This is a genomic window from Caballeronia concitans, assembly GCF_001544615.1.
Classification (GTDB): Bacteria; Pseudomonadota; Gammaproteobacteria; order Burkholderiales; family Burkholderiaceae; genus Caballeronia; species Caballeronia concitans.
On record NZ_FCNV02000007.1, the window covers coordinates 1 to 12010 of the forward strand.

Sequence of the window (12010 nt, forward strand, 5' to 3'; positions counted from 1 at the left end):
GGCCTGGCGTCGCTGTGCATCGGCGGCGGCATGGGCGTCGCGCTGGCGCTCGAGCGTCCGTAAGGCGCGGCGAGCGTGCATCGAGCAAGGGCAGCATGAAGTAAGCATCTCCCGGCGTCGCACAATAAAAAACAGTCGATGCGCCGCCGGGATTGAAACGAGTGGCAAGAACCTGAGAGAGGACTATTAGCATGACTAAGCGAATTGCAGTTGTAACCGGTGGCATGGGCGGTCTGGGCGAAGCAATCAGCATCAAGCTGAACGACGCGGGTTTCGCCGTCGTCGTGACGCATTCGCCGGGCAACACGATCGTGTCGGAGTGGCTCGCGCAGATGGATCGCGAGGGGCGCAACTTCCGTGCTTATCCGGTCGATGTCGCCGACTACGACGCCAGCCAGCACTGCATCGCGAAGATTCAACGCGAAGTCGGACCGATCGATATTCTCGTCAACAACGCGGGCATCACGCAGGACACGACGTTCAAGAAGATGACGAAGGTGAACTGGGACGCCGTGTTGCGCACGAATCTCGATTCCGTGTTCAACATGACGAAGCCGGTCTGCGAAGAGATGGTCGCGCGCGGATGGGGCCGCATCATCAATATCTCGTCTGTGAACGGATCGAAAGGACAGATCGGCCAGACGAACTACTCGGCGGCCAAAGCGGGCATGCACGGCTTCACGAAGTCGCTCGCGCTCGAAGTGGCGCGAAAGGGCGTGACGGTCAACACCATTTCGCCGGGCTATCTCGCGACCAAGATGGTGACTGCGATTCCGCAAGAGATCCTCGATTCGAAGATCCTGCCGCAGATTCCCGCGGGTCGCCTGGGCAAGCCGGAAGAAGTGGCGGCGCTCGTCGCGTTCCTGTGCTCGGACGATGCGGGCTTCGTGACCGGCTCGAACATCGCGATCAACGGCGGTCAGCACATGCACTGATGCACATGCGGCATTGAAGCCGCATCGCCGTATTCTCTTGGCAGCGCGGAGCGTTGGCTTCGCGCTGCGTCGTCAATTCACGAACGAACATCGCCGGCTGCGCGCGCAACGGCGCGTGCCGGCATCACTTCCAAATGGACGATTCCTGCACGGGCGCACGCCCTTATACCGTGAACCAACTCGACTCGGCCATCGCGCACCTCGAACAGGTGCTGAACCTCGATGGCGCGAACTCACTCTTTTCAAAAACCTACTGGCGCGCTCGCGTCGAACAGGCGATGTCGACGCCGGGAGTCATGCCGTCCCAGCATGCGCGGCTTCAACGGCTGATCGACCGGATCGAAACATCGTGAAGCGTCATGACAGCGGCCGGCGCGCATCACGTGCGCCGATCGCTTTCGTATGATCCGTGAAGGAATTCGAGGACGGTTGTACCATGCGTCCCTTTCGAATTTCAGTTTCACGAACGCATGATCGATCTCTTTACAAGCCGCACGATGAGTGCGTCGCTGCTGCTTTGCGCGCTCGCGGCGTGCAGCACCGCGAGCGAAATCACCGCTGGTCCGCAATCCGGCGTCTACAGCGTGACCGGCAAGGCGACCGGCACGCGCATGTCGTGGGTGACCGCGCGAAGCCGGGCGATGGACGCCGCCAACGATTACTGCAAGGAGCGCCAGCAACACGTTCTCGTGCGCTCGGAAAGCACGAGCGGCGTGCGATCGCTCGAAGAACAGACGTCCACCGTCAACTTCATTTGCGTGCCTGAATCGACGAGCGCGGCGAACGCAACCAGCGGCTGATCCGCGCGTTACTGACTCGCTCCTTGTCCGATGCCGGCCTTCTTCTGCGCGTTCTGTAAGTCCTGCGGATACGATGCATCGTCGCGACGCGCCGGGTTATAGCCTGCCGCTTCGAGCTTCTTCAGTTCGGCATTCTTCTTCGCGCGCGCCTCCTTGCGCGCGGCCTTCTTCTGCGCCTTCGTCTGTGGCGCCGCCTGCGTGGTGTCGCTCGCGTCCTGCGCATGCGATACCGGCGCGGCGGCGAGCGCGAACGCGGCCACGATCATCGACACAGTGAGTTTCTTGCCAGTCAGTGCGTTCATATCCTCTCCACGAATTGGTTGATACGTCGCTGCGGGGCTGAACGATCATCAGGCGAAGCCGATCGCCATCGACCGGCTGCATTCGCTGTTGCCCGTGCAAGCGCGGCGGCGAGTCTGACAAAAACGGCGCGCGTCAGATATTCAAGGCGCGCTTGTTCACCGCAAGCGCCGCTTCGCGCATCACTTCCGAGAGCGACGGATGCGGATGCGAAATGATGCCGATATCTTCCGACGCCGCCTTGAACTCCATCGCGACGACCGCCTCGGCGATCAGATCCGACGCGTTCGCCGAGATGATGTGAACGCCGAGAATCTCGTCGGTTTTCGCATCGGCGATGACCTTGATGAAGCCGTCCGTTTCGCCGATGCCGAGCGCGCGGCCGTTGGCCATCATCGGGAATTGGCCGCTCTTGAAATCGCGGCCTTCGGCCTTCAGCGCCTGCTCCGTCTGCCCGACCCACGCAATTTCCGGATGCGTGTAGATCACCCACGGAATGCAGTTGTAGTCGATATGCGGCTTCTGCCCGTCGATGATCTCCGCCACCAGCACGCCTTCGTCCTCGGCCTTGTGCGCGAGCATCGGGCCGCGCACGACATCGCCGATCGCGTAGACGTTCGGGACTTTCGTCGCGCAATGGCCATCGACGGGAATGAAGCCGCGCGCATCCACAGCCAGGCCGATCGAATCCAGCCCGAGATTGTCCGTGTTCGGCACGCGCCCGATGGAGACGATCAGCCGGTCCGATTCGAGCGTCTGCGCGCCGCCGTCCTTGTCGGTATAGGAAACGGACACGCCTTTATCCGACGACTCGACCTTCTCGATCTTCACGCCCAGATGAATGTTCAGCCCTTGCTTCTTGAAGAGCTTGGCGGCTTCTTTTTGCAGCGCCGCGTCCGTGGTGCCGAGGAAGTCGGGCAGCGCTTCGAGAATCGTCACGTCCGCGCCGAGCCTGCGCCACACCGACCCGAGTTCCAGCCCGATCACGCCCGCGCCGATCACCGTCAGCTTCTTCGGCACGGAATCGAATGCGAGCGCGCCTTCGTTATCGGACACGATGCGGTTGTCAACAGGCACGTTCGGCAGATGCCGCGCCTTCGACCCCGTCGCGATGATCACATGCTTCGCGGTGTGGCTGCCGCTCGTGTCGCCGCCGCTCACGTCGATGCGAAAATTGCCGCCGTCCTTGCCCGCGAGCTTGCCGTGGCCCTTGAGCCACGTAATCTTGTTTTTGCGAAAAAGAAACTCGACGCCGCCCGTGATCTTCTCGACGATCGCTTCCTTGCGGCCGATGAGTTTGCCGAGATCGAGACTCACCTTCTCAACGTTGACGCCGTGATCGCTTAAGTGCAGGCGCGCGTTCTCGAATTGCTCGGACGATGCGAGCAGCGCTTTCGACGGAATGCAGCCGACATTGAGACACGTGCCGCCGAGCTTCGGCTTGCCGGCCGGATTGATCCACTCTTCGACGCACGCCACCGACATGCCGAGTTGCGCGGCGCGAATCGCGGCGATGTATCCGCCGGGGCCGGCGCCGATCACGATGACATCGAAGTCGGCTTTTTCGGTGGAAGAGGAGGGCGCGGGCGAAGTCTGCGCGGCGGGTCTTTCAGGCGCGGCGGGCTTCGCTGCGGCAGGAGCAGGCGCGGAAGGAGTGGAAGGTGCAGCGGCTTTGGCGTCGGTGTCGATAGCGGCGAGCAGTTCATCGGCGTGAACGATATCGCCTTCCTGCTTCAGCACTTCCGCGAGCACGCCCGACGATGGCGCGGGCACTTCGAGCACGACCTTGTCGGTTTCGAGCTCGACGAGAATTTCGTCTTGCGTCACGGGGTCGCCCGCTTTCTTTTTCCACGGCAGCATGGTTGCTTCCGTGACGGACTCGGAAAGCTGCGGAACCTTGACTTCGACCCTGGCCATTCAGTTTCTCCTGTGAGCGCTGCTTGCGATGGGACCGCGAGAAGCCACAGGATACGCCGTGTGCCCGGCGGGCGTACGAAACGCCGCGCCCGCCGCGCATGCACGGCAAGACCGCTTAGTGCGGCGACGACCAGCCCTTGTAGCTGCCGACGTTTTCGCGCGTGACGAGCGTCGACGGCATCAGGATCATCGTGCTGCTCGGCTTCTGGCCGTTCATCAGGCCATAGCCGACGCTCACCGCCTGCTGCGCCATCGACCACGGGTCCTGGCTCGCGGACGCCTGGACGAGCGTGTCGCTCTTCAGGGCGGTTTCGATATCCGGCGCGCCGTCCACCGACGTGATCACGATGTTCTTGCGCTGCAACTGCTTTGCTGCGAGATCGGTGCCGATGGCTTGCGGATCGTTGATCGCGAAGACGCCGTCGAGCTTGGGAAAGCGCGTGAGATAGCCCTGCATCGCGTTCATGCCGCCTTCGCGCGAGCCTTTCGCGTCCTGATCGTCGGACAGCACCTTGATGCCGGGATTCTTCGCGAGCACCGTCTTGCAGCCGTTCACGCGGTCGATCACCGCCGACACCTGCGGCCCGTTCTCGATCACCACGTTGCCCTTGCCGTTCAACTTCTTCGCGAGATAGTCGCACGCGAGTTCGCCCGCCTGCACGTTGTTCGTCTGCACGGTGGCGTCCGCGCCCGCCGCCGCGACATCGACCGCGACCACGACGATGCCCGCCGCCTTCGCCTTCTTGATCGCCGGTTCGATGGCCTTCGGATCGACGGCGTTGATGAGGATCATGTCCACGTGCGCCGAGATGAAGTTGTCGATCTGCGTGAACTGCTTGTTCATGTCGTAATCGGACGATACCGACGTGACCTTCACGTTCGGATTGATCGTCTTGGCTTTCGCTTCCGCGCCCTTCGCAATGGTCACGAAGTACGGATTGCCGAGCGAGCCGACCGTGATGCCGATGGCCTTCAGCGGCTTGTCGGCGGCGTGGGCTGAAAGCGACATCGTGAATCCGAGCGCGAGTGCGACGCTCGCGAGTAGTTTCTTCTTGCGCATGTTTGTTGTCTCCGGATGGGTCCGTTCGTGTTGGCCGGACGCGCGCGGACCTGCGCGCGCCCGGATGATGCAGATTCGGATTACGTGCGCGCCGATCCGCGCTGGCGGTAACGATCGAGCGCCACCGCGCCGATGATCACGAGCCCCTTGATGATGTACTGCCAGATGTCCGACACGCCGAGCAGCACAAGACCGTTCGAGAGCACCGCGATGATGAGCGCGCCCACCAGCGTGCCGACGATCGACCCGACGCCGCCGACGAAGCTCGTGCCGCCGAGAATGACCGCGGCGATGGCATCGAGTTCATAAGACTGGCCGAGTTGCAAACCGTTCGCCGCGTAGAGCCGCGCCGCCGACATCACCGCGCCGAGACCCGCGAGCAGGCCGGACATCGCGTAGACGAACATCTGGATGCCCCACACCTTGATGCCCGAGAGACGGGCCGCTTCCGGATTGCCGCCGACCGAATAGATGCGCAGGCCGAGCACCGTTCGCCGCAGGATGAACCACGAAATGATGACGACCGCGAGCGCGATGATGACGAGCCACGGCACACCGAGCACCGTTTCGTTGCCGATGAACGCGAACGGCAGTTGCGGGTTGAAGATGGTCGTGTCGTGACCGATGAGCCGCGCAATGCCGCGCACGGCGGTGAGCGAGCCTAAGGTCACGATGAACGGCGGCAATTTCAGGAGCGCGATGAGCGCGCCGTTGATGACGCCGAATCCCAAACCGACCGCGAGCGCCGCCGGTACGCCGAGCCATCCCATGCCCGGCAGGTTCGATGCGAGCAGCGCCGTCACCGCCGCCGCCGACAGCACCGATCCCACCGACAGATCGATACCGCCCGTCAGAATCACGAAGGTCATGCCCGCCGCGAGCACGATGTTGATCGACGCCTGCTGCGTGACGATCGACATGTTCTGCAGGCTGAAGAAGCCGTCCGTGACGATGCCGAATCCGATGCACAGCAGAATCAGCACCGGCAGCATGCCGGCGGTGCGCATCAGCACCTGCATGCGTTCGCGATGTTCGATGCGCGTCTGGCGTTCGGCCACGCTCGGTGCGCCGACCTTGTCGTGCTGCTTGGTCAAGTTGCTCATGTCTCTCTCCGATATGTGCTATGCCGCCTGATCGAGCGCGGCCCGCGAGCCGGTCGCCAGTTCGATGATGCCTTCCTGCGAGATCGGCTTGCCCGAATGCCCGCCCAGCTCGCCCGCGATTTCGCCTTCGCGCATCACGAGCACGCGATCCGCCACGCCGATCACTTCAGGCAGTTCGCTCGATATCACGATCACGCCGACGCCCGAGCGCGCGAGATCGTTGATGATTCGATAAATCTCCGACTTCGCGCCGATATCGACGCCGCGCGTGGGTTCGTCGAGGATCAGCACGTGCGGGCGCGTTTCCAGCAGACGCGAAAGCAGCACCTTCTGCTGATTCCCGCCCGACAGCGCGCCCGCGTTCACGCGCGCGTTCGGCACGCGAATCGACAGCGCGGCGATCGCGTCGCGCGCACGCGCATTGCCGCGCGCGATGTCCATCACGCCGGCTTTCGCATCGCGCCCGGCAACCGCGACGTTGATGTTGTCGCGCACGCTCATGTCGAGAAAAAGCCCCTGGCCCTTGCGGTCTTCGGTGAGATAGACGAGGCCCGCGTCGATGGCGTCGCGCGGCGTGCGCAGCTTGAGCGGCTTGCCGTGCATCGACACTTCGCCGCGCTTGCGTTCCTCCGCGCCGAAGATGAGGCGCGCGAGTTCCGTGCGTCCCGCGCCGACCAGTCCCGCGATGCCGAGCACTTCGCCCGCGTGCAGATCGAGACTGCAGCCGCGCACGCGGTTGTCGTCGGCGATATCGCGCACGGACAGCACGACGTGGCCCGGATCGTAGGGCGCATGCTCCTTCTTGTAGAAGCCGGAGATGTCGCGGCCGACCATCATGCGCACGAGACTTTCGGCGGACAGTTCGTCACGCATCAACGTGCCGACATACGCGCCGTCGCGCAGCACGGAAACGCGGTCGCTCAACTCGTAGATTTCGGCCATCCGGTGGCTGATATAGATGATCGCGATGCCTTCCGCGCGCAGTTGCCGCACGAGTTCGAACAGGCGATCGGTTTCGCGCGAGGAGAGCGGCGTGGTCGGTTCGTCCATCACGAGGATGCGCGCCTTCGCATGCACCGCCCGCGCGATTTCGACGAGTTGCCGCTCCGCAATCGACAGATCGCCGACGAGCGTATGCGGCTTGAACGCCGCGCCCAGGCGCGTGAGCACGTCCAGACAGCCGCGCTCCATGCCCGCGCGATCCACCAATCGGCCGCGCCGCAGTTCGCGTCCGGCGTAGATGTTTTCCGCCACCGAGAGATTCGGCGCGAGGCTCAACTCCTGATAGATCACGGCGACGCCGAGGGAACGTGCGGCGAGCGGTCCGTCGATGGTGACGGGCTGGCCGTCGATCAGAATCTGCCCGCCGGCGTCGGCCTGATACGCGCCGGACAGGATCTTCATGAGCGTGGACTTGCCCGCGCCGTTTTCGCCCATCAGCGAATGCACTTCGCCGGGATAGACGGACAGGCGCACGTCATTGAGCGCGCGCACGCCTGGAAACGTTTTGCTGATGCCGCGCATTTCGAGCAGCGGCGTGCCGGTGTGCGGCGATCCGGGGGATTCATGCGGCATGGTCGACCTCCTGCGATTTGACTGCCGCAGCGCGATGCAGCCCGACGCGCGGCGAGAAGTTGAAGAACATCGGCAGCGTGGCTGCGCCGATCGCGCCCGCGTCCGGGCCGAAACTGCCGCGCACGATGGCCGGCGTGCCGCGCGCTTCCGGCGCGTTGGCGGTCATCGTCGCGAAAAGACGTTGGATGATGCGGTCGAGCAGGCCGCCGTCGATATCGGCGTCGAGCACGACCATCGGCACGTCGAGCACGCAGAGCGCCGTGCGCAAGGCGGGCGCGAGCGCTTCGATGCAGTCGTCGATCCATTCGTCGACGGCGGGAAGACGCTGCTCGATGCACGCCTGCAAGTCGATGCGGTTGTCCGCCGGCGCGCCGCAATGGCGCAGATGCCGCGCGAGCGCATTGAGCGAGGCCCGCGCGAGCAGAATGTCCCACGCGCCCGGCGGCTGCGGCGCGGAGGGCAGGCGGCTCGGCGGCACGGGAATCACGCCGATGTCGCCCGCGTTGCCGGTCGCGCCGCGCAGACAGTCGCCGTCGATCGCGATGCCGCCGCCGATCGCCGAGCCGAGGAAAAGGTAGACGAAGTCGTCGCAGCGGCGTCCGTGGCCGTAGAACAGTTCGGCGGTCGCGGCGGCGTTGCCGTCGTTTTCGCCGAAGACGGGCAGGCCGATCGCGCGCGACAGCGCGGCGGGAAAGTCGGTTTCGTCCCAGGCGCGGAAGGTGTCGGCGCTGACGGTATCGGCGCTCACGCCCAGTTCGCGCAGCCAGCTGCCGAGGTTGTACGGCTGCGCGACGCCCACGCCCGTCAGCCGATCGCGCTCGGCGACGCTCAAGAGCCCGAGCATGCCGTCGATGTCGCGCTGAACGATTTCGAGCACGTCGGACGGATGCGGCAGCACGGTATCGATTGCGCTGCGGGCGAGCACTTCGCCTGCGAAATTGACGAGCACCGTCTCGATGCTCGTGCGATCCAGCCGCACGCCGATGCCGAACGCGCCGCGCGGGTCCAGCCGCAACATCGACGCGGGCTGGCCGCGCTGGCCGTCGAGCCGCCGTCCGGTGTATTCGATTAGACCCGCTTTCGCCAGCGAATCGACGATGCCGCCGACCGCCGTGCTCGTCAAATTGGCATGACGCGCCAGTTCGGCCTTGGATGCCGGTTCGGTGCGCCGCAGCGTCTGCAGAAGCAGACGCTCGTTGTAACGGCGCACGGTTGCTGAATTGCTGCCTCTGCCGCTCGGGGATTTCACGCGGTGTCTCCGGTGAGTGACCGTCGTCTGCGGCCATTAATTAAATCAAGTTGATTTATTTAAAGACGACGGCGCCTCGATGTAAACGAGGGAAATCCCGAAGAGCGTTGCCGGACGCGGCGTACCGCGTTCTTGCAAACAGTACGCGACCCGGCTTGCAGACGCCTTTCTGCCGCGCGAAACGCCGGAATCCGCGCTGTGCTATCGTCGATGAGACATTTTGAGACGCCGCCATGTATACGATTTCAAACGCCGCGCATGCCACCAAGGCCGCGCAATACGACGACCTCTTGCAGCAGGCTCGCTCGCTGATTGGCGACGAAACCGATTTCATCGCGAACGCGGCGAATTTCGCGTCGCTCGTCTATCACACGCTGCCGGAGCTGAACTGGGCCGGCTTCTATCTCTTCGACGGCGACGAACTCGTCGTCGGCCCGTTCCAGGGCAAGCCCGCGTGCGTGCGGATCGCGCTCGGACGCGGCGTGTGCGGAACGGCGGCGCGCGATCGGAAAACGCAGGTCGTCCCGGATGTCGATGCGTTCCCCGGCCACATCGCGTGCGATTCGACGTCGCGCTCGGAGATCGTCGTGCCGCTCGTGGCAAGCGATGGCACGCTCGTCGGCGTGTGGGACGTGGACAGCCCGCAGCCCGGCCGTTTCGACGAAGAAGACGCGGCGGGGATGGAAGCGCTCTGTGCGGCGTTCATCGCACTGGCGTGGGAAGAACGTCACTAAGCTTGAAGCCGCGCGCGTCTACGCGTCTACAATGGGCCGACCGCCAGTTCCCCGTCCGTCTCCATGAGAAGTCCCGCCCGCCGTCGTCTGCTCGCCGCCTGCGCCCTGAGCGCGTGCGGACTCGCGGCCAGCCGATTCGCCGCCGCGCTGTCCGATGGCAAGGCGAGCGTCGCGCTCGTGATGAAGTCGCTCGGCGATCCGTTCGTCACCTCGATGATCGACGGCGCGAAGAATTACCAGCGGCATTACGCATCGCAACTCGATCTGACGACGCACGGCACGCTCACGGACAACGACGTCGCGGGGCAGGCGCGCATCATCGAATCGCTCATCGACGCGAAGACCAGCGCCATCGTCATCGCGCCGACGGATTCGAAGGCGCTCGTGCCGGTGGCCGCGAAGGCGATCGCGGCGGGCGTCATCGTGATCGCCATCGACAATCCATTCGACGACGCCGCGCAGGAAGCCGCGCACGTGACGATTCCGTTCGTCGGCCCGGACAGCCGGCGCGGCGCGCGGCTCGTCGGCGCATATCTCGGCTCGAAGCTGAAACCGGGCGATGAAGTCGCGATCATCGAAGGACCGCCGAACGACCGCAACGCGCAGGAGCGCACCGTCGGCTTTCGCGAGGCGATGACCGCCGCACAGGCGCGCGTCACCGCGACCGATACCGGCGACTGGACCTTCGAGAGCGGCAAGTCGATCGCGCTGCAAATGCTCTACGCGCGCCCCGGCTTGCGCGGCATGCTGTGCGCGAACGACAACATCGCGATGGGCGCGATCGAAGCCATCCGCATCGCCGGCAAGAAAGGGCAGGTGCTCGTGACGGGCTACAACAATATCGACGCCGTCCGGCCGATGCTCGACGACGGCCGCATGCTCGCGACCGTCGAGCAGTTCGGCGCGCGGCAGGCGGTGTTCGGGCTGGATGTCGCGGTGAAGGCGCTGGTCGAACGGCGGCGTCAGCGGGATTTGTCGCCGTTCATGGAAACGCCGGTGCAAGTGGTGACGAAAGCGGCGCCGACGCGCAATTTCGGGCTGGGCAAAGGCTGAATAGCGGCTTTGCCCAGCGGCGTTCACTCGGCCGCGAGCAGACCGCGCGCCGCCAGATTCCGGTACAACGCGCGCACGCCGAAGGTCCACGGTTCGATTTCGGTCGACAGTTGCACCGTGTTGACGAGCGCGCCGAGCGTCGGCGTGGAGATCGTCACGACATCGCCGAGATGATGCGTGAAGCCGCCGCCTTCGGTATCGCGATCCTTGATCGGCGAGAACATCGTGCCGAGGAAGAGCACGAAGCCGTCCGGATATTGATGATGCGCGCCGTGCGTCTGCGCGACGAGATCGGCCGGGTCGCGGCTGATTTCGCTCATGTGGCTCACGCCTTCGAGCACGAAGTTATCGTCCGCGCCTTCGATGCGCAGCGACAGGCTCGTGCCGCGCACCGTGTCGAGCGTGAAGGTGCTGTCGAAGAGACGCACGAACGGGCCGATGGAACACGACGCGTTGTTGTCCTTCGCCTTGCCGAGCAGAAGCGCGCTGCGGCCTTCGATATCGCGCAGGTTCACGTCGTTGCCGAGCGTTGCGCCGACGATCTCGCCGCGCGCGTTCACCGCCAGCACGATCTCCGGCTCCGGATTGTTCCATTGCGACGTCGGATACAGACCGACCGCCGCGCCGAAACCCACCGACGACATCGGCTGCGACTTCGAGAACACTTCCGCGTCCGGCCCGATGCCCACTTCCATGTATTGCGACCACGCGCCGCGACGTTCCAGCTCGGCCTTCAGCTTCATCGCCGCTTCCGAGCCGGGCTTGATCTTCGAGAGATCCGCGCCGATCAGCTTGTTGATGGTGTCGCGCACTTCCTGGGCTTTGCTCGCGTCGCCGCCCGCCTGCTCTTCGATCACGCGTTCCAGCAGGCTCACCGCGAACGTGACGCCGCACGCCTTGACCGCCTGCACGTCGCACGGAGCGAGCAGGCGCGGGCTGCCGGCGGTCGAATCGAGCGTCGCCTGCAGCAGGTCCTGGACGGAACCGAGCGATTCGCCCGGCGCGTTGCGTGCGATATCGAGCGCGTCCGGACGATCGAAGAGATCGGCGGTCATCGGGGCGGCGCGCGTGATGTCGAACACTTCGCCATTGCGCACCGCGACGACGGCGGGACCATCGACGGGCGCGGGACGCCATACGCGGCCGATCAGCACGGCGTCGGCGAGGTCTTCGGGCAGGCAGGAGGCGATGGAGACGGGCTGCATGAGTGATTTACCGTGCGTCGGAAAAGGGAAATCGATCGTAGCTTGGGGCTGCGTGACTGTCCATCGGGTTGCATGTTTG

At 64.6% G+C, this 12010-nt stretch carries 12 protein-coding genes; 5 read left to right on the forward strand and 7 right to left on the reverse strand.

The window, feature by feature from the left end; genetic code table 11:
- The first annotated feature begins 191 nt into the window (after positions 1-191).
- From phbB to AWB72_RS16860, 3 genes are all read left to right on the forward strand, one after another.
- Complete coding sequence (gene phbB / locus AWB72_RS16850; protein WP_040049041.1) at positions 192-935, forward strand: acetoacetyl-CoA reductase; 744 nt, start codon at positions 192-194, stop codon at positions 933-935.
- Between the two features lie 134 nt (positions 936-1069).
- Complete coding sequence (locus tag AWB72_RS16855; RefSeq protein ID WP_040049216.1) at positions 1070-1288, forward strand: hypothetical protein; 219 nt, start codon at positions 1070-1072, stop codon at positions 1286-1288.
- A gap of 144 nt (positions 1289-1432) precedes the next feature.
- On the forward strand, positions 1433-1735 hold the full coding sequence (locus tag AWB72_RS16860; protein ID WP_208863153.1) for a hypothetical protein: 303 nt from the start codon (positions 1433-1435) through the stop codon (positions 1733-1735).
- A gap of 8 nt (positions 1736-1743) precedes the next feature.
- On the opposite strand, the gene AWB72_RS16865 is transcribed toward AWB72_RS16860, so the two are convergent.
- The 6 genes from AWB72_RS16865 to AWB72_RS16890 form a co-directional block, all read right to left on the reverse strand.
- Entirely contained in the window at positions 1744-2037 is a 294-nt protein-coding gene (locus tag AWB72_RS16865) for a DUF4148 domain-containing protein (protein WP_040049042.1), read from the reverse strand.
- Positions 2038-2170: 133 nt separating this feature from the next.
- On the reverse strand, positions 2171-3952 hold the full coding sequence (gene lpdA, locus AWB72_RS16870; protein ID WP_084592737.1) for a dihydrolipoyl dehydrogenase: 1782 nt from the start codon (positions 3950-3952) through the stop codon (positions 2171-2173).
- Between the two features lie 115 nt (positions 3953-4067).
- The gene (locus AWB72_RS16875; RefSeq protein ID WP_040049043.1) at positions 4068-5012 is read right to left on the reverse strand and encodes an ABC transporter substrate-binding protein; all 945 of its coding nucleotides are present in this window, start codon (positions 5010-5012) and stop codon (positions 4068-4070) included.
- Between the two features lie 80 nt (positions 5013-5092).
- On the reverse strand, positions 5093-6115 hold the full coding sequence (locus AWB72_RS16880; protein ID WP_040049044.1) for an ABC transporter permease subunit: 1023 nt from the start codon (positions 6113-6115) through the stop codon (positions 5093-5095).
- 18 nt (positions 6116-6133) lie between these two features.
- Positions 6134-7690, reverse strand: coding sequence for a sugar ABC transporter ATP-binding protein (locus AWB72_RS16885; protein WP_052449727.1), 1557 nt, complete (start codon positions 7688-7690; stop codon positions 6134-6136).
- Entirely contained in the window at positions 7680-8939 is a 1260-nt protein-coding gene (locus AWB72_RS16890; protein ID WP_040049045.1) for an ROK family transcriptional regulator, read from the reverse strand. The genes AWB72_RS16885 and AWB72_RS16890 overlap by 11 nt, the downstream gene beginning before the upstream one ends.
- A 233-nt stretch (positions 8940-9172) precedes the next feature.
- Between AWB72_RS16890 and msrC the strand changes: the two genes are divergently transcribed.
- Both msrC and AWB72_RS16900 read left to right on the forward strand, forming a co-directional pair.
- The gene (gene msrC / locus AWB72_RS16895) at positions 9173-9673 is read left to right on the forward strand and encodes a free L-methionine (R)-S-oxide reductase MsrC (protein ID WP_040049046.1); all 501 of its coding nucleotides are present in this window, start codon (positions 9173-9175) and stop codon (positions 9671-9673) included.
- Between the two features lie 63 nt (positions 9674-9736).
- Positions 9737-10726 carry a substrate-binding domain-containing protein gene (locus AWB72_RS16900; RefSeq protein WP_040049047.1) on the forward strand — a complete coding sequence of 330 codons (990 nt, stop codon included), beginning with the start codon at positions 9737-9739 and terminating at the stop codon, positions 10724-10726.
- A 23-nt stretch (positions 10727-10749) separates the two neighbouring features.
- Here AWB72_RS16900 and AWB72_RS16905 read toward each other — a convergent pair whose 3' ends face one another.
- Positions 10750-11931 carry a fumarylacetoacetate hydrolase family protein gene (locus AWB72_RS16905; RefSeq protein WP_040049048.1) on the reverse strand — a complete coding sequence of 394 codons (1182 nt, stop codon included), beginning with the start codon at positions 11929-11931 and terminating at the stop codon, positions 10750-10752.
- Positions 11932-12010: the final 79 nt, after the last annotated feature.

Coding starts and splice junctions, on each gene's coding strand:
- phbB (WP_040049041.1), top strand. CDS start 192: ATGACTAAGCGAATTGCAGTTGTAACCGGTGGCATGGGCGGTCTGGGC.
- AWB72_RS16855 (WP_040049216.1), top strand. CDS start 1,070: ATGGACGATTCCTGCACGGGCGCACGCCCTTATACCGTGAACCAACTC.
- AWB72_RS16860 (WP_208863153.1), top strand. CDS start 1,433: ATGAGTGCGTCGCTGCTGCTTTGCGCGCTCGCGGCGTGCAGCACCGCG.
- AWB72_RS16865 (WP_040049042.1), bottom strand. CDS start 2,037: ATGAACGCACTGACTGGCAAGAAACTCACTGTGTCGATGATCGTGGCC.
- lpdA (WP_084592737.1), bottom strand. CDS start 3,952: ATGGCCAGGGTCGAAGTCAAGGTTCCGCAGCTTTCCGAGTCCGTCACG.
- AWB72_RS16875 (WP_040049043.1), bottom strand. CDS start 5,012: ATGCGCAAGAAGAAACTACTCGCGAGCGTCGCACTCGCGCTCGGATTC.
- AWB72_RS16880 (WP_040049044.1), bottom strand. CDS start 6,115: ATGAGCAACTTGACCAAGCAGCACGACAAGGTCGGCGCACCGAGCGTG.
- AWB72_RS16885 (WP_052449727.1), bottom strand. CDS start 7,690: ATGCCGCATGAATCCCCCGGATCGCCGCACACCGGCACGCCGCTGCTC.
- msrC (WP_040049046.1), top strand. CDS start 9,173: ATGTATACGATTTCAAACGCCGCGCATGCCACCAAGGCCGCGCAATAC.
- AWB72_RS16900 (WP_040049047.1), top strand. CDS start 9,737: ATGAGAAGTCCCGCCCGCCGTCGTCTGCTCGCCGCCTGCGCCCTGAGC.
- AWB72_RS16905 (WP_040049048.1), bottom strand. CDS start 11,931: ATGCAGCCCGTCTCCATCGCCTCCTGCCTGCCCGAAGACCTCGCCGAC.